The organism is Desulfoprunum sp., assembly GCF_053613775.1.
In genome coordinates this window covers 1,283,283-1,304,231 of sequence record NZ_JBSHXH010000004.1, presented here as the reverse complement: position 1 = coordinate 1,304,231, position 20,949 = coordinate 1,283,283, and the positions used below count along the sequence as shown (strand labels likewise).

Here is a 20,949-nt window from a genome sequence, read left to right as displayed (position 1 = left end):
CAGTTCCCTGCTCCGGCCGGGATTATCTGCGGCCTGAATTCACTTCGAAACCGGTGCGACCATGAACTCAACCTGCGAGGCCCTGTTCTTCGAACGGGAGGGGGATGCTGTCCGTTGCGGCCTGTGTGCCCACCATTGTCTGATCGGGGAGGGAAAACGGGGGATCTGCGGGGTGCGGGAAAACCGGGGCGGGAAGCTGGTCTCACTCGTCTACGGCAACCTGGTGGCCGAACATATCGATCCTATCGAAAAAAAACCGCTCTTCCATGTCCTGCCGGGCAGCTTATCCTATTCGATTGCGACGATGGGCTGCAATTTCCGCTGCCTCCACTGCCAGAACTCCTCGATCTCCCAGGTCGACCGCAGATCCGGCGATCTTCCCGGCAGCACCAGGACGCCCGAGAGTGTCGTCGAGGCGGCGCAGCGCTATGGCTGCCGGTCGATCAGCTACACCTATGTCGAGCCGACGATATTTTTCGAGTTCGCCTATCAATGCAGCGTCCTCGCCGCGCCGCAGGGCCTGAAGAATATCTTCGTGTCCAACGGCTACATGAGCCGGCAGGCGGCGGAGATGCTGGCCCCGGTTTTGACCGCGATCAATGTCGATATCAAGTCCTTCAGCGACCAGTTTTACAAGAAGGTCTGCGGTGCCAGGCTGCAGCCGGTGCTTGACACCGTCGAGCTGCTGCATGGGCTCGGGGTGTGGGTCGAGGTCACGACCCTGATCATCCCCGGGATGAACGATTCACCGGAAGAACTGGCTGCGATCGCCTCGTTCCTGGCGGCCATCGACCGCAATATTCCCTGGCATGTCACCGCCTTTCACCCGTCGCACCGGATGCTCGATATCCCCCCCACCCCGCGGTCAACCCTGACGACCGCCGCCCGCATCGGCAAGGACAAGGGGCTGCTGCACGTCTATGAAGGCAACGTTGGTACCGGCGGCGAGGACACCATCTGCGGTGCCTGCGGTGCCGGTCTGATCGAGCGGCGGGGGGTCGAGGTGGTGGCGAACCGCCTCACCCGGGGGGCGTGTCCGGATTGCGGCGCCCATCTTGCCGGCATCTGGGACTGACTGCCGTCCTCGATTTTCTGATCACTCCCTTTTTTCTGCCGTTTTCGTTCAGTGGTCCTTTTTCTGCCTGACAAACAGGTGGCCGCTGATCCTTGTCAGCAGGATGGCGAACAGGGCTGCGGCCATGCCGAGCAGGACATCGAAATAGGGCGGGGCGGCCAGGGCGATGCGGATGATCAGGGTCGACAAGGCAAATCCCGAGTTGCGGAAGATCGCCGCGAAATTGGGGTGAAAACACTGGGAGATGAGGACGACGAGGATGTCGGTCAGGATCAGGATCGTATAGAATTCATGGAGGAAATCCGTCTCCCGGGTCCCGAAGTAGGTCTGGATCCCGCTGTGGATCCCCATCGTGCAGAAGACCAGCAGCAGGATCAAGGCGATGCCCTTCTTGGCGGCGACGAAGCTGTAGAGATCGACGGGGCGCATGGCTTCGTCGGCGGACTTGGCCTGGACCCGGTAATAGTACCCCAGCAGGGCGAAGATCAGGAGGGCGCCGAAGCCGCTCGAGAGGATATGGAGGATCGCCACCTGGTTGCCGGCGAACGCGATCGGTTCCGGGAACTGGGACAGCTCCTTGAAGGCGTTCCGCATCAGGATCAGCGACAGGATCTCGAACTGCTTGCCGACCGAACGGCTGAACGAACAGGGGAGGGTGAAGATCAGGCTGATCACCTCGAGGATCAACACCACGGTGAAGGCAGCCTGCACGGCATAGAAATGATTGCCGGGGATATACCGGGCGACGGAGGCTGGGAGATAGCCCTGACGCTTGAGTTCGATACCGATCAGACTGCCGAGGAAGAACATGACCAGCAGGACCGATATCTTCCTGTGCATCTTTTCATGTTCCCAGAGATGATGCAGTGGGTCGAAGAGATAGGTGATCCGTTCGTAGAGAAAATTCATGGCCGGCGGATCCGGGACAGCCTTACCCGGGCGAGGCAACAGTGGGGAAAGGACAACTCGACGAGATCAGTCTCTATCATGCGGTAGGCCCGGTAATGCAATATCCCGGGTCACCGCTCCGGTGGTTTTCGGATGCTGCCCTGTGATATCGATGGGAAGGCGGGGCTGGCTCGGAGGGCGACCTCGCCCCAGACATCAACGGGAGGTGGTTCGTGGCTCATGACGAATTCGGTCCAGCCCCAGGAGGCGTTCATGATCTCGACTCCGACGCTTTTCTGGGTGTTGTCTTTCTTCGTCCAGCACGGCCTGGCCAGCATCTTGAAATTTTTCCCCTGGCCGGAAACGACGATCGAGAGACGCTGGCTGGTGTCGCACCTGAGCGGAAGATCGGTCAACCTCAGGCCAAAACGTGACAGATCAGTCACCATCCCGGAATAAAAACCTTTGCCATCGGATACATCCGCCCAGAGGTTGTTTATAGTCATCCGTTGGTGTCGTCGTTTTTCCATGACTTCCCTTGTGTTGTTCCGGCCGCTCCAGGCGCCGGGAAGAATTGTACGGTGTAATGTGTTACCCGGTGCCCCTGATGCCGCCCCGACAATCCCTGCTGTCCCGCCGGATGAGCGGAAAATGCCTCGCTTGTATGTGCCGTAATGCTGCAGCCGCCAATGTCCGGAACGATTGAGTTTATTTGAAAATTATATTGTCCTCTGTTTGAACTCTACGTAATTTGTTGCTGTTTGACAAGAAATAAGATCAGTCGACACGGGAGAAGGAAAGGCGGAATATCCTGACTGGCGGTGGGATTGAATGAAGGTGTGAACTTGAGTTTGACACCAACGGCAGATATTCCGGGATAATCCGAAATCCGGCTGGACCGACGACCAGGTTGCGGAAGTGTGGCCGGATTGTGCGATGGCGGGAAATATTCTTTTACTTCCAGAAATCAACCGTATGATGACGAAGGATCCCGATCGTATCGAACTACCTGTAATGGATCAATGACTCCGGCTTCCCCTGACATTCTGGAGGAGAGAATGAGATGAACAGGACGTATGTTCTCTGGGTGACACTGCTCGTCCTGGTTGCGCCTGCATCGTTGCAGGGAGCCCAACTCAACTGGATGGGGCACTGGAAGGGGGAGGACAAGCGTGAACTGCTGGTCCATGAGGTCAGGAAACAGTATGAGTTCCTCCACCCGGATGTGACGGTGAATCTCCAGTTCGATGTCGATATCGAAGGGGAGGGCGACTATTACAAAATGAAGGTTGCGCACAAGATCGTCGAAATGATCACAACCGGCAGGATCGAATGGGATGTCGTCTTCTGCGACCTTCCCGTGTATAACCATGTCGCCGATCTGCTTGGCGATCCGTTGTGGGGGCAGAAGCATCTGGTCGATTTTGCCACCGTCCCCGGTTTTCTCGGGAGCCAGAAAGACTTCATCGTCAATACACCGTATTACAGGGAACGGATGGGCGGCATTTTTGCCGGCCCGCATATCGAAGGGATTGTCTTCTGTCTCTGGACCACCAGGCAGGTGGTGAAGAAAACGGGTATTGCGGTCAAGGAGCGGGGGATGACGAGCGATGATTTCCTCGCCTATGCCAGGGCGCTTGCCGCCTACAACAAAGAGCACGGGACTTCAATCCCCTTCCTGCATCTCAGTTCCTTGAACAGGATCGAGGCCCTGTTCGAATATCTGTTCAAGAGCCAGTTTTCCGACCCTGGACTGGTGATCGAGGAGAAATATGATGCCAGCAAGGCCAAGGCCTTTCTGGCCACCCTGGAGATCTTCGAGCACCTCTCGCACTATCAGCCGTTGCTCAACGCCGACTGGCGGACCCTTGACTGGAGGGACTGCGAACGGGCCTTCCTGACCGGCGGCAGCCTCTTTCTGCCCGGCGGAACCTGCATGTACAGCCATTTCCGCGGCGTTTCGCCGCAGCACTATCAAAACGGCATTCCGGTGGAACAGCCGTACGTGAAGCAGCCGAATGGACTGGTCGGCCTTTTTGTCAACGCCTTCGCGGTGATGAAAAGAAGCCCCAACCGACAGGCGGCGATCGACCTGTCGATGATGTGGGCGGAGCCGGAAATCGCCGAGAAATGGGTGGAGTATACAAGAAATCCGACCGGCATCCGCGGCAACCTCCAGGAACCGGTGCTGGGCCTGGTCGACGGGGATGTCTACGGTGAATTCCTCCACGACATGGAACAGCAGTACAGTACGCTGCCGATGCGCAATTTTCGTGCCCCGACCTATGTCTTCGGCAAGGGCATTCCGGTAGGCGAGGAGGAATTCCGCACCAGTCTGGCCCTGATTCTCGAGGGAAAGCTCAAGGCCAAGGACTATTACCAGACAGCTCAAGGCCAAGGACTATTACCAGACGCTTGTCCGCCGGAGCCAGCGGTGACGAGCCAATCCGGCGTCAGGACGAGGACCGGATGCCTCGCACATGCCACGACCACACGGCACCCGAAGGGCGAGGCCATCCCGCCTTCTTACGAGCTACCCCGGCCAGGAAGAGTTTTCATACAGTAGATTGATTATGTGGTTGATCGAGCGCACCAGAATGAATATCCCCGTCAAAATCCTCCTCGCCATCCTGGCCATCGAGGTCGTCCTGCTGATGGTGATGGGGATTTTTTACAGTTCGCGGTTCAACCGGGAAATCGACAGTCGCATCGCCGACAAGCTGGCCCTTCCCGGTGTGTTGATGAATCAGCGGGCCATGCCCTATGACAAGGTCAAGGACCTGCGTGCGCTCAGCGACCTGGTTCAGGAAAAGGTGGTCGATGCCTTTATTTTCGGCCGGGAAGGGAAAATTTTCTTTAATTTTCAACCGTCCAGGGAGGGCAGGATATACACCGATTTTCTCCTGGAGGAGGAAAAGGGCGTTTTCGTCCTGGATATGGATCAGGCCCGGCAATATGCCTTCGTCGACGGGAGCGGGGCGCACTACCATATCGAACGTGACCCCCCTGACGGCCAAAGGCACCCTGCCGGGAGGGCTCTACGTCAGGATCTCGGCCGATGCGATCAAAGACCGGAAGATGGGCACTATCCTGTTTTTCAGTCTGGGGGCCGCCCTGGCGATCATCCTGACCACGCTGATCTCGGCGTTTCTCGTCCACCGGATGGTCGTCCCGCGCATCATCGAGGCCTCGGCGATTCTGAAAAGATATGCCGCCGGCGATTTTACCGCCCGGATCGTCAATCCCGGCGTGCCCGACCAGTTGGGCGAGTTGATGCGGCAGGTCAATGCTCTGCTCAAAGAGATCGAGGACTCAACCTGCAAACTGCAGGCCCTCAATCTGGCGGCCGAACAATTCTCCCGGGCCGATGACAGGGCAGAGGTCTTTCGTATCGCCGCCGACAAGATCGAGGAAAACCTGCCGGTCCGCCGGAAACCGGATGAACATGAAGCCGGCTTCCTGCTCACACTGCCGGTCAAACGGTGGAACAGCGCCGCCGACGGGCCTTCCCTCCAGTTTGTCGCCCAGACGGACGGCCGGCAGCTGTCGCCGGGAGAGGCCGGTTTCGTCCAGGCCCTGTCCGGCCTGATGGAAAGCGCCCTCGAACGCATCGCGGCCTTCCAGAGAATCAGCGAGGCGGAGGAAAAATACTGGGAGCTCTTCGTCTCGGCCCTGGAAGGGATCTATCGCGCCCGCCTGGACGGCACCCTGCTTGAGATCAACCCGGCGCTGGCGGCAATGATGGGATACGATTCCGTCGCCGACCTGCTCACCCTGGCCAAGGGCAGTGCGCGGATCAAACAGAATGTCGCGCTCCATTCCCTGGTCGAGGAGTACGTGGGATCGGCGGAATTTCAGGCGATGATGCGGCTGCATCCGGAAGTGAAGGTGACGGTGGTGGATGCATCGGACAACGTCCGGATCAACTGCTCACCGGTCCATATCCAGAAAGTGATCATGAATCTGGTGATGAACGCGGTCGAAGCCGTTGCTCCCGGTGGTGGATCCGTCGTCGTCAGGACCTCACGCCAGGAGCCGGGTGGGGTCGATGACCTGGCCGATGGCGGCCAGGCGGTGCTCGAGGTGGGCGACGACGGTCCCGGCATCCCCGAAGAATACCGGGCGCATATCTTCGAGCCCTTCTACACCCGCAAGGTGATGGGAAAGAAAGGGACGGGGCTCGGCCTGACCGTCGTCTGGAACGTCAGCGGTTTCTCGGAGAGCGCCGACGTCAAGGCGGCGATGCAGCTTGGGGTCGGCGGTTTTGTCAAGAAACCGTACACGATGAGCCAGTTCGTCCGGGCGATCAAGACCGAGATGGGGCGGCCGCCGGCATCGGCGTGATCAGCGGCCGCCGCTAACCGTCCTTTTTTTCCTGTTCTTCCTGCTGCTGTCTCAGGCCCGCCCACCAGTCGAGACGTTTTTTGATCTCCTTTTCGAAACCGAAGGTCGAAGGCCGGTAATAGGTCTTCTCCTCCATCTGCTCCGGAAAACAGCGCTGATAGCTGTAGCGGTTGGTGAAGTCATGCGAGTAACGGTAGCCCCGGCCGTACCCCAGATCCTTCATCAGTGCGGTGGGGGCGTTGCGGATATGCAGCGGCACCTTGAGATGGCTGGTGGCGATGGCGTCGGCCTTGGCCGAGTTGTAGGCCACCTCGGTGGCATTGCTCTTCGGGGCCGTCGCCAGGTAGACGATGAGCTGGGTCAGGGCGGTGCTGGCCTCCGGCATGCCGAGAAAGTGCACCGTGTCCTTGACCGCGATCGCCTGCACCAGGGCCTGCGGGTCGGCCAGTCCCACGTCCTCGGTGGCCAGTCGCACCATGCGCCGGGTGATGTACATCGGGTCCTCGCCGGCCTCGAGCATCCGCGCCAACCAATACAGGGCCGCCTGGGGGTCGCTGCCCCGGATCGACTTGTGCAGGGCCGAGATCAGGTTGTAGTGCTCTTCGCCCCCCTTGTCGTAAAACAGCGAGCGGTGCGACAGGGCCTTCTCGACGGCCTCGGCGTCGATGCGGTCGCCGCGGTCGGCGTTGCGGCAGACCATCTCCAGGTGGTTGAGGGCCCGGCGGCCATCGCCGCCGGCCTTCTCCGCCAGCAGGGCGAGGGCTGCGTCGTCGAGGTGGAGATCGCGGCCGACGAGGGTGAGGGCTCGCCCGAGGATGTTTCTGATTTCCCCATCGCCGAGCGGTTCGAGGACGAAGACATGGCAGCGGGAGAGCAGGGCGGGGATGACCTCGAAGGACGGGTTCTCGGTGGTGGCGCCGATGAGGATGATCGCCCCAGATTCGACGTAGGGGAGGAAGGCGTCCTGCTGCGATTTGTTGAAGCGGTGGATCTCGTCGATGAAGACGATGGTCCGCCGGCCCTCGGCCAGGAGGAGCCGGCGCGCCTTCTCCATCAGTTCCTTGACCTCGGTGATTTTGGCCAGTACGGCGCTGAACGGGACGAAGGCGTGCCCTGTCTTGCGTTCGATGATCCGGGCCAGCGTCGTCTTGCCGGTGCCGGGCGGCCCCCAGAGGATACAGGAACTGTAGCTGTCCTGCTCGATCATCCGTCGGAGCAGCGAGTCCGGCCGCAGCAGCCTGTCCTGGCCGAAGAGGTCGGCCAGTTCGCGGGGGCGGGCCCTCTCGGCCAGGGGGATGTCCCGGGCTGTGTTGTCGTCGTCGCCGGTCATCGGCAGCTGTCTGGGCATGGTTTTGTCCGTATCCGGGAGCGGGAAATCGTCATTGTCGGGGCGGGCGGCGGTACAGCGCCGCGAGGGCTGCGTAGCGGCGGCGATTGACCCCCAGGTCGGAGTATCCGAGGCGCGACGCGGAGCGGAAATGGACGACGCGGCTGGTATCGTCCAACAGGAATTCGACATCGTCGCGAAAGCCGAACGTGGCGCTGCTGAACACGCAGTGGATATATGCCGGCGTATCGGTGACGATCTTCACCTTGCCCGGATAGCCGGTGATTGCCTGCCGCAGAGCCTGGTGGGTCTCCTGCCGGTCACCGGTGAACGCGAGCGGCGCCACGTGGCGTTGTTCATCCTCGGTCTGGCTTGAGACCGCATTGGGTGTGGGGGGCAGAGGCGACAGCCGTCCCTGGCGCAGGCCGACGGCATCAGGCGTCCGGCCGTTTTTGAGGATGGCGAGGGCCACAACGATTGCGAGGATCAGAACTATGAGAAATATGGTCTTGTCTGTCATCGGTGTCGCATTCCTTGGGCGGTGATGATCGGTTGACGGGGCATCGTGTCGGTTGGCCGGCGGGGCTTCGGGTGCCGATGTCAACTCTTGAGGATAGCGGAAATCATTTCTGCACGCCTTTCAGGGGAGAGATACGGCGTCATCCGTACCTCGAGGACCTTTTTCTGGCGCTCCATCCGGCGGTCCATCGCACTATCGATCTGGGCGATGAGATCCTCGATTTCACAAGGTTTCTTCAGGTAATTGAAGGCCCCGTGCCTGATCGCTTCGACCGCCGTGCCGACAGTGGCCTGGCCGGTCAGCATGATCACCTCGACCAGCGGTTGGCGTTCCCCGATGGCGTTGAGGATGTCAATCCCGTTCATGCCGGGCATCGCCACATCGAGTATGACGACATCGATGGCATGTTCCTCCAGCCGCCGCAGGGCGGTCGCTCCCTCGGTCGCCGTGGTTATCGGGAACCCCCGTTTATGCAGGCGCTGGGCCATGATTTCGGTGAATTCTATTTCATCGTCGACAAGAAGAAGGGATGTGGCGGAGGAAGACCGTGTCATGGCGAATTGAGAGGGGAAGAGTTCGAAGGGCCGGTTTGCCGTCTTTGCATGTACAGTATTGATTCCTGATCGGCGGTGCAAGGAGGAAGTGGACGGCCGCAGACAAATTTGGCTCCCGGCCGCTCGAGGTGAAGTCGACATCCGCCGGCCCCCGGCCGGTGGCCGGCCGCATGAATGAACAGTGGATCAACCCGTTGATTTTATCGATTGATCGAATATATAATGAAAGTCCAGATAAATACACGGAATTGTCGCGGCGACCGGAGAGATCCCGAAAGATATATCCGGCTCCTGCGGCAAGGTTCATGGCATGGGCAATCCCCGGAAGGGGGCCAGGGGCGGAGATCAATGGCCTGCCTGGCTGCGGCCAACGCCGATCGGGCGGTCCAAGGTCGGGATCGCCGGCAGTGGTGTCGAACCGCCGGTTCGTATCGGCAACGGCTATCGTTCAAGTCACAACACAGGAGGAGGGGAAACCATGCGCTGGCAGACAGGACGGAGGAGCGGCAATATCGAGGACCAGCGGGGGAGTCGGGTCCCGAGGGGATTCAAGGGCGGCGGCATCGGCATCCTGCTGCTGGCCCTGGTCGCCATGTATTTCGGCATCGATCCGGCCCTGATCCTCAACATCGGTGAAACCGTGCAGCAATCGTCCCCCGACTCGTCGGCCCCCTACCAGCCGAGCGCCGAAGAGCAGGAACTGGCCGAATTCGTGGCGGTGGTGCTGGCCGATACCGAAGACACCTGGAACGAGGTCTTTGCCTCGGCCGGCAGGACCTACAGCGAACCGAAGCTGGTGCTGTTCTCCGGGGCGGTGCAATCGGCCTGCGGTTTCGCCCAGGCGGCGATGGGGCCGTTCTACTGCCCGGCCGACCGCAAGGTCTATATCGACCTGGCCTTCTATCACGACCTCAAGGCCGATCTCGATTCTCCGGGCGATTTCGCCCAGGCCTATGTCATCGCCCATGAGGTCGGCCATCATGTCCAGAACCTGCTCGGGATCAGCGATAAGGTTGCGGCGCAGCGCGGCCGGGTGGCCGAGGTCGAATACAACCGGCTGTCGGTCAGGCTCGAACTGCAGGCCGACTGCCTGTCCGGGATATGGGCCAGCCATGCCGACCGGGTGCGGCAGGTGGTCGAACCGGGCGATATCGAAGAGGCCTTGAACGCCGCCTCGAATATCGGCGACGACCGGCTGCAGCGCCGCTCGCAGGGCCAGATCACCCCTGATTCCTTCACCCACGGCAGTTCGGCGCAGCGGGTGAGCTGGTTCCGGCGCGGCTTCCAGGCCGGCGAGATCGGCAGTTGCGATACCTTCCAGGCGAAAACGTTGTAACGGGGCAGGAACAAATCGGCAGGGAGTCTGGTGAGAGTGGCGCACCCGGAGGGATTCGAACCCCCGACTCCCAGGTTCGAAGCCTGGTGCTCTATCCAGCTGAGCTACGGGTGCGTGCGTGAGAGCTTTCCGATACCATTTCCGCCGGCGAAGGTCAAGCCCTTGTGCTGGAACCGGGGCCGAAAAAACGGCGGTCCCGGGCTCCCCGCCGCGTCCTTGTTCCCGGTAACGCCGCTAACGGCCGCCAAGCCCCTGCGATCCGACCTTGGCGTTGATCCCCCGCCGCAGCACCTCCCGATTGTAGAGATCGAGGGCGTCGCGGCGCTTGAGCATCCCCACCACCCACCGCTCCTCGAGGCTTTCCACCACCGGGATCTCCTCGATGCCCTTGATATCGAAGAGCTGCATCGCGGCGAAGAGGGAATCGTCCGGGGTCAGCATGATAATGTTGCGGTTGCAGATTCCCCCCACCTTGTAGGCGATCCGTTCCTTCTCCTCGCGATGGAGGATATTCTTCACATCCTGGAGCGAGACGATCCCGGTCATCTTGCCCGAGGTGTCGATGACCGGGAAATAAAAGCCCTTGCCCATGCTGAAGATCTGCAGCAGTTCCTTGATGTTGGCATCCTCGCTGATATAGTAGACCTCATCGCTGACGGCGGCCCCGACCTTCAGCGATTTCAGGATCACCGTCTCGCGCCCCTCGTGGATATTGATCCCTTCCCGGCTGAAATCGACGGTGTCGATCGAATCCTCGCAGAATTTGCTGGCCACCACGGTGCCGATGATCGAGGTGATCATGATCGGGATGATGATCTGGTAGTTGCCGGTCAGCTCGAACAGCAGGAAGATGGCGGTCATCGGGGCGTGGGTCGCCGCGGCGAGAAAGGCGCCGATGCCGACGGTGGCGTAGGCCCCGGACCCGGCGGTCAGATCGGGCATGAGTCGGTGGGTGACGGACCCGAACGCCCCGCCGAGGACGGCGCCGATGAACAGCGACGGGGCGAACACCCCGCCGGCCCCGCCGGACCCGAGGGTGATCGAGGTGGCGACGATCTTGAGCAGGACCAGGGCGAGCATGACCCAGGCGATGCCCTGGCCATGGAGGACATCTTCCATATACTCGTAGCCGTCGCCCATCACCTGCGGGAAAAAGATGCCGATGCCGCCGATCAGCAGGGCCCCGGTCAGCGGCTTGAGCTGGGGGTGGAGAGCGATTGCCCGGTAGCGGTCCCGGACCGCGTAAAAGACCCGGATGAAGAGAACGGCGGCCAGGCCGATGAAGATCGCCATCAGGCAGTAAAGGGGGATCTCGACGAGGTAATTGACCACCGAATACTGGGGGATGGTGAAGACGCTCATCTCGCCGTACCAGCCGCGGGTGACGACGGTGGCCATCGCCGAGGCGATGACCAGGGCGGCGAAGGAGGAGATCTCGTAGGTGCCGAGGAGGACGATCTCGGCGGCGAAGAAGATGCCGGCGATCGGGGCGTTGAACATCCCGGCGATGCCGCCCGCGGCCCCGGCGGCGATGAAGACCTTCAACCGGTTGCCGGATACCCGGAAGAATTGACCGGCCTGGGACCCCATCGCCCCGCCGATCTGGGCGATCGGGCCCTCCACCCCGGCCGAATTGCCGGTGCCGATGGTCAGCGCGGTGGCGATGATCTTGAGGGCAATGGTCCGCGCCCGGATGATGCCGTTCTCGAGATTGACCTTGCGGAGGAAGGCCGGCAGACCGTAGCCGTTGACCTCCCCCGGAAACAGCAGCGACAGCGGGATCAGCAGCACCATGCCGGCCAGCGGCAGCAGCGGCAGCAGCAGCAGGTGCCAGCCGCCCCGGTCGATGCCGAGCAGGCTGGCGCCACCGTCGAAGACCAGGGCATGGACCGCGTCGACCAGGCTGCGGAAGACGATGGTCATCAGGCCGGCGCCCAGACCGATGCAGGTGGCGATAAGTATCATCCGGGTGTTTTCACCCGGCAGAAACTGGCGGAGGGTCTTTCTCATCGTTTCTCGGGGATGGCGCAGCCGATTGCCGCTGCCTGGCTGAGGAAGAAATCGTCGGTCATGCCGGCGATGTAGTCGCGGACCATGGCCGCCGGCGGCTGGCTGTCGAGGTAGCTGCGGTTCATGTCGGTCATCAGGTCGACCTGGCCGGGCGGACGGCGGCCTGATTCCAGCCCATCGAGATAGGTGGTGAAGAGGGCGGCGTAGCATTCACCGATGAGCGGCAGATCCTTCCGCGTCTGCGGCGCCAGGTAGATCCGCTCGTAATTGAAGGCCTTGAGCTCATGCAGGGCGTGGGCGATCTCGGCGCTGAAGCCGACGGCGGGGGTGATGTCCGTGGCCGTGTCACCGGCGGCCGGCACGGTGCTGGCGGTGATCAGGTCGGTGGTGAGGGTGTAGACGATGGTGCCGTTGGAGTCGCCGAGACTTCTTCGGCAGGACTCGGGGATGTCGTTTCGCCGAATCAGACCGAGGATGATGGCGTCTTCGATGTCCCGGCCGATATAGGCGATGGTGTCGGCCAGGCGGACGACGCAGCCCTCGAGCGTGGCCGGCACCAGTTTCAGCCCGGGCTCCTCTTCCTTGGCCTGCAGGCGCCGGTCGAATTCGGCAAAGGAGGCAAGCGGCGTCGGGCTCAGGCGGCCGCTGTCGATCTCGCCGTCGTGGCTGAGGATGCCGTCCAGGGTCTGGAGGCTCAGATTCCACCCCCGGCCCTTGCGTTCCAGACGGTCGAGGAAACGGACCGACTGGATATTGTGCTGAAAGGGGGGGAGGCCGTGCTCCCGGCAGAGGCGGGAGAGATAGACCTCGCCGCCGTGGCCGAAGGGGGGATGGCCGATATCGTGGCCGAGGGCGATGGCCTCGATCAGGTCCTCGTTGAGGCCGAGAAAACGGCCGATGGTGCGGGCGATCCTGGCCACCAACTGCACATGGAGGACCCGGTGGGTGATATGGTCGTTGGCGACCAGGCAGAAAACCTGGGTCTTGTCGATATAGCGGGTGTAGGCCCGGGAGTGGAGAATGCGGTCGGCGTCGAGGGCGAACTGCTGGCGATAGCCCGGCCGTTCATCGTCCCTGCGTCTGACTGCCTGCCGGCTCGGGGCCGCGGCCGGTGACAGCCGGCGCTCCTCGTCGGAATCGAGGGCGTGCAGGCGGGAAAAAAGGGCGGTGGGATTGCTGTTGTCTGGCATGCGGCTGGTCAGGTCAAAGGAAAAATGACGCGGGCTTCCGGAAAGGCTCGATAGTATACCTGGATTGGCGGAAAATGCACGCTGTTCCAACCGGTTCCGATGCGCCGAGGGCGATCGCCGGTTGGCGATGGCGAGACCGGGAGCCGGTCCCTGTGGCTCAGATCTTTACGTCGTCATGGCCTTTGGCCTGCTCGAGGCAGCCGGAAAGGCACTCCTCGCAACTGATACGCGTCCGGCCCTCGGCGCAGAAGCTGGCGAATCCCTTGATCAGATCCTCGCCGCCGCGCGGGCAGCACTGCATGAACTGGGTAAAGCTGATCATCCGGGCGATAACCTCGGGCGGCGCGGCGTGTTCGATCCGGCAGGCAGCTTCTTCGGCGGTCGGGCGGTCGATGGCCAGGACCTCGATGAAGAACTGCTTCAGGGTGTTGTGGCGGAAGATGACATCCTTGGCGACCTTCCGCCCTTTGGTTGTCATCGTGATCGCCTCGTAAGGGGCGTAGTTGATCAGGCCTTTGCGGGCCAGAGCCCTGAGGGCCTCGGTGACCGAGGCCCGGCTGACATCGAGCCGGCTGGCGATCTCCTTGCTTCTGGCCACATGCTTTTCGTTGACTATATGAAGGATGGCCTCGATATAGTCTTCCAGGCTGGCGCTGAGATCTTTTTTCTTTTTCATGCGAGTCGATTTCGGGGCGCGGAGGATCGGGCAGTGATCTGAAATCGGCGGGAAAACCGGTTGCCAAGTCTCCAAAGCCCTGTTATACGACCGTAACCTACTGTCCTTTTGCCATATCGTCAAGCGGCGATGAACATGAAGCACGTGTACCGGCAGAAAACCGATGTTAAGTGAATTGCGAATTGAAAACCTGGCGTTGATCGAGTCCCTCCATCTCGACTTCGAGCAGGGGGATGGAACCGGACTGATCGTCATGACCGGGGAGACCGGAGCCGGCAAATCGATCATGATGCGGGCCCTCGGGCTGCTGGCGGGCGGCAGGGTCTCCGCCGACTGGATCCGGTCCGGCATGGATTCCTGCACCGTCGAGGCGGTCTTCGTTCTGAAGCCGGAGAACAGCCGGCTTCGCCGGCTGCTGACGGAGAGTGGTCTCGGCGATGATGATACGGTCATCATCCGCCGCATGATCACCGCCGCCGGCCGGAGCAAGCTCCATATCAACGGTTCGCCGGTGACGACCCGGCAGGCGGCGGACCTGACGGCGGACCTGCTCAGCATCGCCAGTCAGCACGACCACCAGCAGCTGCTGCAACCGCAGCTGCACCTCGATTTTCTCGATACTTTGGGCGACCTGTGGCCGCAGCGGGAGGAATACGCCGCAGTCTTCGGGCGCTGGCAGCGATGCCGTGCCGAACTCGAACAGCTGCGGCGTCAGGAGCAGGACAAGGAACGGCGGAAGGATTTTCTCAAATATCAAGTGGATGAGATCATGGGAGCGGCTCCGGTCGAGGGTGAGGACGAGCAGCTTGCCGCCGAGAAAAAACGGCTGAAGAGCGCCGACGCCTTGATCCGGTTGAGCCAGGAAAGCTATGCGCTGCTGACGACGACCCTCATCGACGGTCTGGCCCAGATCCGCCGCAACATGGAACAGGTGGTGGCCCTCGATCCGCAGGCGGCGAAACTGGCCGAGGACCTGAGCGGCTACAGTTTCCTCGCCGAAGACTATGCCCTCGAACTCCGCCATTACCGCGATTCGCTCGAGAGCGACCCGTTCCGTCTGGAGCGGGTCGGCGAGCGCCTCGATGTGCTGCAGGGCCTGAAACGCAAGTACGGCGAGACTCTGGCCGAGGTTCTGCGGTTCGCCGCGGCGGCCGGGCAGGAGTTGGAACAGCTGGAAGGAATGGAGGCGCGGGGCCGGGAACTGGAGCAACAGACCGCGGCCCTGGAGGTCGAGGCCTGCGCCCTGGCCGCCCGGCTCAGCGCCCGGCGGCGGGAGGTGGCGGTCGAGATGGAGCGGGCGATGACGGCCGAGCTGGCCTCGCTGGCCTTCCGGCAGGCCGGTTTCATTGTCAACTGGCAGGTGATCGAACCGGTCCCGGCCAACCTGCGGGCCAGCGGCTGGGACCGGATCGAGTTCTTCTTCGCCGCCAATCCCGGCGAGCCGGCCCGACCCCTGGCCCGGGTGGCCTCCGGCGGGGAACTGTCGCGCCTGATGCTGGCGCTCAAGTGCCTGTTCGCCCGCCGCGACATGGTCGATACCGTCATCTTCGACGAGGTCGACGCCGGGATCGGCGGCGAAGCGGCCGAGGCGGTGGCGCGCAAGATTCGCGAACTCGCCAGCCATCACCAGGTGTTCTGCATCACCCACCTGCCGCAGATCGCCGCCCGCGGCCACCTCCACTTCCAGGTGGCCAAGGAGGTGGTGGACGGCCGGACCCTGTCGAAGGTCCTGCCGCTCACCCGGCCGCAGCGGGTCCGGGAATTGGCGCGGATGCTGGCCGGGGAATCGGTCTCCGGCCATACCGAGGCCTGGGCCGAGGAATTGCTGGCCAAGGGCGAGGCGGCGGCATGACGCGGGCCCTGGCCCTGTTTTCCGGCGGTCTCGATTCGATCCTGGCGGCCCGGGTGGTGGCCGCCCAGGGGATCGAGGTGCTGGCGGTCAAGTTCGTCACCCCCTTTTTCCACTATGACCTTCTTGCCGATGTGGCCGGCTACCGCCGGGAGATCCGGGACAAATACGGCATCGAGGTGGTGGTCGAGGATATCAGTGAGGGCTACCTGGAACTGCTGCGCCACCCGCGGCACGGTTTCGGCAGGCACTTCAATCCCTGCATCGACTGCAAGATCATGATGCTGCGGCGGGCCAAAGAGATGATGGCGGCGGTCGGGGCCTCGTTCCTGGTGACCGGCGAGGTCCTCGGGCAGCGGCCGATGTCGCAGCGGCGCGACACCCTCAACGTCATCGGCCGGGACTCGGGCAGCCGCTCCATCCTGCTGCGGCCGCTATCCGCCAGACTCATGCCGGAGACCCTGGCGGAACAGCAGGGGCTGGTCGACCGCTCCCGCCTGCTCGATTTCAGCGGCCGCGGCCGATCGCGCCAGATCGCCCTGGCCGAGGAGTTCGGGATCGGCGATTTTCCCTCCCCGGCCGGGGGCTGCATCCTCGCCGATCCGATCCTCAGCCGCCGGATCGAGCGGCTCTACGGCGGTCAGCTGGCGCTGCCGATCGCCGACCTCACCGTCGCCGATGTCCGCCTGCTGCTGGTCGGCCGTCAGTTCGTCCTGCCCGGCGGCGGCTGGCTGGTGGTCGGCCGGGTCAAGGCCGAGAATGACCGCCTGCTGGCGCTGGCCGCCGCCGACGATGCGGTGCTGCGGATGAATGACCGGCCGGGCCCGATCGCAGTCGTTCGCCGGGCCGCCCGCTGTTACCCCGAGCCGGCCGTCATGGCCGCCGACCTCGACCTCGCCGCCGCCCTGGTCGCCCGCTATGCCCGCAAGATCGACGGCAGGCCCCGGGCCGGCGAGATCGTCATCACCCTGTCCGGCAGCGCGCGGCATGTTGCCGCCGCGCCGCTCGCCGACGAAGACTTTGCCGGCTGGATGCTCTGAGGACGGTTCAGCCCCTCGCCGATTCCCGTCCTTCCCACAGCTGCTCGACGACCTGCCGGTACTGGTCTTCGCTCATCGCCTTGGTGATCTTCTTCAACAGCTTCTCCCGCCCTGGAAAGGAGGCGATGAGGTAGGCCCACAGCTGCTTCATCCGTCCCAGCAGGTGGCTCGGCCCGGCCAGCCGCTCGCGGTAGGCGGCGTACAGCTCATCGTGAAAGATCCGGATTCGGCGGGTCCTTTCCGCCTGTCCGGGCCTGGCCATGCCCTTGAGCGCCGCCGGCAGGAAGGGGTCGGCGAGGGCGCCGCGACCGATCATCCAGCGGTCGATCTGCGGGAACCGTTGCTGCAGGGCGACAAAGCCGGCGACATCGACGATGTCGCCGTTGTAGGCGAGGCGGTGCCGGGTCAGGGGCAGGCAGGCGGCAAAGCCGTCGAGATCGGGCCGGCCCTCGTACAGCTGGCTGCCCAGGCGGGCGTGGATGATGATCTCGGTCAACGGGTAGGCGTCGAGCCGGGGCAGCAGGGCCGGCAGCTCGCCTTTGTCGTGCAGGCCCAGCCGGGTCTTGATCGACAGGCCGAGCCGCAGCCGGGGAACGACCGCGTCGAGCAGGGCGAGGACCAGCTCGGGATGGGGCAGCAGGCCGGATCCCCGCTGCTTGCGGACGATCATCGGCGCCGGGCAGCCGAGGTTCCAGTTGATCTCGTGATAGCCGAGGTCGGCGATCCGGTCGGCCACGGCCAGGAAATTGGCGGCATCGTTGTGCAGCAGCTGCGGGATCAGCGGCAGGCCGCCGTTCAGTTCGGGGAGGATGTCGCGCAGCAGCTTGTCCGGGAAACGGGCCTGTCCCTGGGGCTTGACGAAGGGGGCCATCGCCGCGTCGAAGCCGGGGAAGTGGCGGGCGAAAATATTGCGGAACAGGACTTCGGTCACTCCCTGCAGCGGGGCGAGGGTGAGGAAGGGCGGTGGTCCGGCGGGGGTGGGGCTCTGGTTCGCTGTCATAGTCCGGGGGAATTCGGTCGGCCGGGAGCTGTCCATCGCTTCCCGGGTGTGGTACACTGGCCACATGGTGGTGTTGAAACGAATGAGGCGGGAGTATAGTCAACAACGATGAAAAATGAAAGGACGGTCCAACGGCAGCGGCTGGCGGGCCTGCTCGAACCATGGCCGTCGGAGATCGGCGCAGCCCTGCGGCGGCTTGGCGCCGGTTACGGCGAGCTCTTCATTTCCGGCGGCACCGTTCGCGACTGCCTGCTGGGCCTTACCGCCGGTGATCTCGATCTGACGGTGGCCCGGGATGCCGCCGGCTGCTGCCGGGCGCTGATCGCGCTGCTGGGCGGTGGGGCTTATGTCGACCTCGGCCGGACCGGCGAGGATGTCGCCCGGGTCGTCTGGCGGGGACTGACCGTGGATTTCGCCGGTTTTCGCGGGCGGGCCCGAACAATTGAAGAGGATCTGTGCCGCCGGGACTATACCGTCAACGCCATGGCGGTGCCGCTGGACGGACTCGGCGACGGCCGGGAGGCGGTGCTGGTCGACCCGCTGCGCGGCTGCGACGATCTGCGGCAGGGCATCCTCCGGGGCTGCCCCGGGGCCTATGACGACGACCCGCTGCGGATGCTGCGCGGCTTCCGCTTCATGGCGACCCTGGACTTCGCCCTCGATCCGGCCAGTCTGGCCGAGATCGGCCGCTGTGCCGGTCTGATCGCCAGGCCGGCGGTGGAGCGGATCAATTATGAACTCGGGCTGATCATGGATTCGCCGCGGGCCTGTCCGACCTTCCGGGCCATGGCTGCGGCCGGGCTGCTGCGGCACATCGTTCCTGAACTCTATGCCGGGGTGGGGGTGGAGCAGCCGGAATTCCATCATCTCGATGTCTTTCATCACTGTTTTGCCGCCTTCGAGGCCATGGAGGCGATCATCGCCCGACCGGGGCGGTACTATCCGCCGGCGGCGGGACGGCTGGAGGCCTATCTCGCCGCCGGGCCGGTGCGGCGCTGCCTGAAGTGGGCGGCGTGGTGCCACGATATCGGCAAGCCCGCCGCCAGGGCGGCCGCATCCGAGGGTGATCGCATCACCTTCTATAATCATGACGAGATCGGCCGCCGCATCTTTCACCTCTTTGCAGAGCGGTTGAAATGGGGTAAGGAGGAGCGGGAGCGGACCGGGCAGCTGATCGCCATGCACATGCACCCCTTCCACCTGTGCAACGTCCGCCGCCGCGAGCCGCTCAGCAAACGGGCGGTGCTGAAACTGAGCCAGCGGGCCGGGGCCGACCTCGACGGCCTCTTCCTGCTGGCGATGGCCGACAGCCTGGCCAGCCGCGGCGACAAGAAGCCGCCGCGGATGGAGGCGGAACTGGTCGAGCTGTTCGGCCAGGTGCTGCGGATCATCGAAGAGGATATCCGGCCGGTGGCGGCCGGACCGCCGCTGCTCACCGGCGATGACCTGATTACCGAACTCGGCCTGACGCCTGGCCCCCTGTTCCGCACCATCCTGCGGGAGCTCGAGGCCCTGCGGGTCGAGGGCCGGATCACCGCCAGGAACGAGGCGCTCGCGTGGGTTGCGGCCTTTGTCGCCAACGGTGGCGGCGATGGCGCCGAACAGCCGTGACAACCGCCGGTAACCCGCTGATTTCGTCTTGTCAAAGAAAACCAAATGGACTAAAACGTGCGTAAAGTTCAGGACTACTATTTCAAAAAGGCCAAAAAGGACCAATATCCGGCCAGATCGGTTTATAAGCTGGAAGAGGTTCAGGCAAAGTACCGGTTCATGCGGCGGGGCGACAGCGTGCTCGATCTCGGCTGTTTTCCCGGCAGCTGGTCGCTGTTTGCCGCCGAGGTGGTCGGTCCGAAGGGCGTCGTGGTCGGGGTCGACCTGCAGCAGGCGGTCGAGTCTCCCCGGCCCGGCAGCGCCCCGATCCACTGGCTCTGCCAGGATATCATGGAGCCGGAACTGGTGCCTCTGGTGCGGCGGATCAGGCCGGCCTTCAAGGTGCTGATCTCCGATCTGGCGCCGAAAACCACGGGCAACCGCTGGGCCGATGCCCAGCATTCGATCGATCTGGTGCGCCGGACCCTGGCCCTGGCGGAGATCCTGCTGCTCGACCGCGGCCACTACATCTGCAAGGTCTTCCAGGGCGAGGACCTGCCGGCCTTTGTCGACGAGGTCAAGCAGCGTTTTGCGATGGTCAAGGTGCTCAAACCGAAGAGTTCGCGGGTCGAGAGCCGCGAGGTCTTTGTCCTGGCGATGGAATACCGGAGGCCGGAGGCGGTTGCCGCCACCGCCATTCCGGACCATGTCGGCATGGATGGGATGAATGAAAGCGACTGAGGGGCGACCCCGGTCAGAGGATATCGATCAACAGATAGGGAAGGTATGTCAGGTCATTCGAAATGGTCAACGATCAAGAGGAAGAAAGGGGCGATTGACGCCAAACGGGGTCAGATCTTCACCCGGCTGATCAAGGAGATCACCGTGGCGGCGCGCAGCGGCGGCGGTGACCCCGAGGGTAATTCCCGGCTGCGGGCGGCGATCAACACCGCCAAGACCGAGAATATGCCCAAGGAGAATATCGCCCGGGCGATCAAGAAGGGGACCGGTGAAATCGCCGGCGAGGTCTACGAGGAGATCCTCTACGAGGGGTATGGTCCCGGCGGCGTCGCCGTCCTGGTCGACTGCATGACCGACAACCGCAACCGCACGGTGGCCGATATCCGGCACTATTTCGCCAAGAGCGGCGGCAACCTCGGCGAGTTCGGCTGCGTGTCGTGGATGTTTGAGAAAAAAGGCCTGATCCAGGTCGACAAATCCCTGATCACCGAAGAAAAGCTGATGGACATGGCGCTCGAGGCGGGGGCCGAGGACGTGGTCGAGGAGGAGACCGAATACCAGGTGCTGACGGCGCCCGAGGATTTCGATACGGTGCGGACGGCGCTGGAGGAGGCCGGTTTGACCTTCCTCGAGGCCTCGATCACCCGGATACCGAAGAACACGGTCGAGGTCACCGACGAGAAGAATGCCCGCAGTCTCATGAAACTGCTCGAGAATCTCGAAGATCACGATGACGTCCAGAATGTCAACGCCAACTTCGATATCGATGACGAGCTCATGGAGCAGATTTCTTAAGGGGCGACGGTGCA

The 20,949-nt window shown here is 63.0% G+C and carries 19 protein-coding genes and 1 tRNA gene; 9 read left to right on the top strand and 11 right to left on the bottom strand.

What is annotated here, in order from left to right:
- The first annotated feature begins 61 nt into the window (after nucleotides 1-61).
- Complete coding sequence (gene amrS, locus ACWGKN_RS09920) at nucleotides 62-1,075, top strand: AmmeMemoRadiSam system radical SAM enzyme (RefSeq protein WP_035225936.1); 1,014 nt, start codon at nucleotides 62-64, stop codon at nucleotides 1,073-1,075.
- A gap of 48 nt (nucleotides 1,076-1,123) precedes the next feature.
- On the opposite strand, the gene ACWGKN_RS09915 is transcribed toward amrS, so the two are convergent.
- On the bottom strand, nucleotides 1,124-1,984 hold the full coding sequence (locus tag ACWGKN_RS09915; protein WP_035225939.1) for a hypothetical protein: 861 nt from the start codon (nucleotides 1,982-1,984) through the stop codon (nucleotides 1,124-1,126).
- A 110-nt stretch (nucleotides 1,985-2,094) separates the two neighbouring features.
- The gene (locus tag ACWGKN_RS09910) at nucleotides 2,095-2,493 is read right to left on the bottom strand and encodes a PilZ domain-containing protein (protein ID WP_452095125.1); all 399 of its coding nucleotides are present in this window, start codon (nucleotides 2,491-2,493) and stop codon (nucleotides 2,095-2,097) included.
- A gap of 533 nt (nucleotides 2,494-3,026) precedes the next feature.
- On the opposite strand from ACWGKN_RS09910, the gene ACWGKN_RS09905 reads away from it, so the two are divergent.
- The gene (locus tag ACWGKN_RS09905; protein WP_452095124.1) at nucleotides 3,027-4,529 is read left to right on the top strand and encodes a hypothetical protein; all 1,503 of its coding nucleotides are present in this window, start codon (nucleotides 3,027-3,029) and stop codon (nucleotides 4,527-4,529) included.
- Here the strand turns inward: ACWGKN_RS09905 and ACWGKN_RS09900 are convergent.
- Nucleotides 4,519-4,953: a hypothetical protein gene (locus ACWGKN_RS09900; protein WP_424253593.1), complete on the bottom strand. Its 435-nt coding sequence runs from the start codon at nucleotides 4,951-4,953 to the stop codon at nucleotides 4,519-4,521. The genes ACWGKN_RS09905 and ACWGKN_RS09900 overlap by 11 nt on opposite strands.
- 7 nt (nucleotides 4,954-4,960) lie before the next feature.
- On the opposite strand from ACWGKN_RS09900, the gene ACWGKN_RS09895 reads away from it, so the two are divergent.
- Nucleotides 4,961-6,307: a sensor histidine kinase gene (locus ACWGKN_RS09895; RefSeq protein WP_452095123.1), complete on the top strand. Its 1,347-nt coding sequence runs from the start codon at nucleotides 4,961-4,963 to the stop codon at nucleotides 6,305-6,307.
- Nucleotides 6,308-6,320: 13 nt separating this feature from the next.
- Here ACWGKN_RS09895 and ACWGKN_RS09890 read toward each other — a convergent pair whose 3' ends face one another.
- The 3 genes from ACWGKN_RS09890 to ACWGKN_RS09880 all read right to left on the bottom strand — a co-directional run bounded on the left by ACWGKN_RS09890 (nucleotide 6,321) and on the right by ACWGKN_RS09880 (nucleotide 8,708).
- Nucleotides 6,321-7,655: a replication-associated recombination protein A gene (locus tag ACWGKN_RS09890; protein WP_452095122.1), complete on the bottom strand. Its 1,335-nt coding sequence runs from the start codon at nucleotides 7,653-7,655 to the stop codon at nucleotides 6,321-6,323.
- A 31-nt stretch (nucleotides 7,656-7,686) separates the two neighbouring features.
- The gene (locus tag ACWGKN_RS09885; protein ID WP_424255903.1) at nucleotides 7,687-8,154 is read right to left on the bottom strand and encodes a DUF1499 domain-containing protein; all 468 of its coding nucleotides are present in this window, start codon (nucleotides 8,152-8,154) and stop codon (nucleotides 7,687-7,689) included.
- Between the two features lie 80 nt (nucleotides 8,155-8,234).
- Nucleotides 8,235-8,708 carry a response regulator gene (locus ACWGKN_RS09880; RefSeq protein WP_424255901.1) on the bottom strand — a complete coding sequence of 158 codons (474 nt, stop codon included), beginning with the start codon at nucleotides 8,706-8,708 and terminating at the stop codon, nucleotides 8,235-8,237.
- A gap of 478 nt (nucleotides 8,709-9,186) precedes the next feature.
- Here ACWGKN_RS09880 and ypfJ point away from each other — a divergent pair, with 478 nt between their 5' ends.
- Nucleotides 9,187-10,044 (top strand): KPN_02809 family neutral zinc metallopeptidase, encoded by an 858-nt coding sequence (gene ypfJ / locus ACWGKN_RS09875; RefSeq protein WP_035226059.1) that lies wholly within the window; start codon nucleotides 9,187-9,189, stop codon nucleotides 10,042-10,044.
- Between the two features lie 37 nt (nucleotides 10,045-10,081).
- Here ypfJ and ACWGKN_RS09870 read toward each other — a convergent pair.
- The 4 genes from ACWGKN_RS09870 to ACWGKN_RS09855 form a co-directional block, all read right to left on the bottom strand.
- Nucleotides 10,082-10,158, bottom strand: a tRNA-Arg gene (locus ACWGKN_RS09870).
- 120 nt (nucleotides 10,159-10,278) lie between these two features.
- On the bottom strand, nucleotides 10,279-12,054 hold the full coding sequence (locus ACWGKN_RS09865) for a chloride channel protein (RefSeq protein WP_035225959.1): 1,776 nt from the start codon (nucleotides 12,052-12,054) through the stop codon (nucleotides 10,279-10,281).
- Complete coding sequence (locus ACWGKN_RS09860) at nucleotides 12,051-13,244, bottom strand: deoxyguanosinetriphosphate triphosphohydrolase family protein (RefSeq protein ID WP_052159584.1); 1,194 nt, start codon at nucleotides 13,242-13,244, stop codon at nucleotides 12,051-12,053. Before ACWGKN_RS09860 ends, ACWGKN_RS09865 begins: the two co-directional genes overlap by 4 nt.
- Before the next feature lie 157 nt (nucleotides 13,245-13,401).
- Entirely contained in the window at nucleotides 13,402-13,920 is a 519-nt protein-coding gene (locus ACWGKN_RS09855) for a metal-dependent transcriptional regulator (protein ID WP_035225962.1), read from the bottom strand.
- Between the two features lie 163 nt (nucleotides 13,921-14,083).
- On the opposite strand from ACWGKN_RS09855, the gene recN reads away from it, so the two are divergent.
- Together recN and ACWGKN_RS09845 are read left to right on the top strand one after the other, a co-directional pair.
- Nucleotides 14,084-15,772 (top strand): DNA repair protein RecN, encoded by a 1,689-nt coding sequence (recN, locus tag ACWGKN_RS09850; protein WP_035225965.1) that lies wholly within the window; start codon nucleotides 14,084-14,086, stop codon nucleotides 15,770-15,772.
- The gene (locus tag ACWGKN_RS09845) at nucleotides 15,769-16,809 is read left to right on the top strand and encodes an adenine nucleotide alpha hydrolase family protein (protein ID WP_035225968.1); all 1,041 of its coding nucleotides are present in this window, start codon (nucleotides 15,769-15,771) and stop codon (nucleotides 16,807-16,809) included. Before recN ends, ACWGKN_RS09845 begins: the two co-directional genes overlap by 4 nt.
- 7 nt (nucleotides 16,810-16,816) lie before the next feature.
- Here ACWGKN_RS09845 and ACWGKN_RS09840 read toward each other — a convergent pair whose 3' ends face one another.
- The gene (locus tag ACWGKN_RS09840) at nucleotides 16,817-17,809 is read right to left on the bottom strand and encodes a tRNA-dihydrouridine synthase (RefSeq protein ID WP_052159595.1); all 993 of its coding nucleotides are present in this window, start codon (nucleotides 17,807-17,809) and stop codon (nucleotides 16,817-16,819) included.
- A 108-nt stretch (nucleotides 17,810-17,917) separates the two neighbouring features.
- On the opposite strand from ACWGKN_RS09840, the gene ACWGKN_RS09835 reads away from it, so the two are divergent.
- Genes ACWGKN_RS09835 through ACWGKN_RS09825 form a run of 3 tightly spaced genes read left to right on the top strand, consistent with a single transcriptional unit; the run spans nucleotide 17,918 to nucleotide 20,935 of the window.
- On the top strand, nucleotides 17,918-19,420 hold the full coding sequence (locus tag ACWGKN_RS09835) for an HD domain-containing protein (RefSeq protein ID WP_052159585.1): 1,503 nt from the start codon (nucleotides 17,918-17,920) through the stop codon (nucleotides 19,418-19,420).
- Between the two features lie 57 nt (nucleotides 19,421-19,477).
- On the top strand, nucleotides 19,478-20,140 hold the full coding sequence (locus ACWGKN_RS09830; protein ID WP_452095121.1) for an SAM-dependent methyltransferase: 663 nt from the start codon (nucleotides 19,478-19,480) through the stop codon (nucleotides 20,138-20,140).
- Between the two features lie 45 nt (nucleotides 20,141-20,185).
- Complete coding sequence (locus ACWGKN_RS09825; protein WP_035225971.1) at nucleotides 20,186-20,935, top strand: YebC/PmpR family DNA-binding transcriptional regulator; 750 nt, start codon at nucleotides 20,186-20,188, stop codon at nucleotides 20,933-20,935.
- Nucleotides 20,936-20,949: the final 14 nt, after the last annotated feature.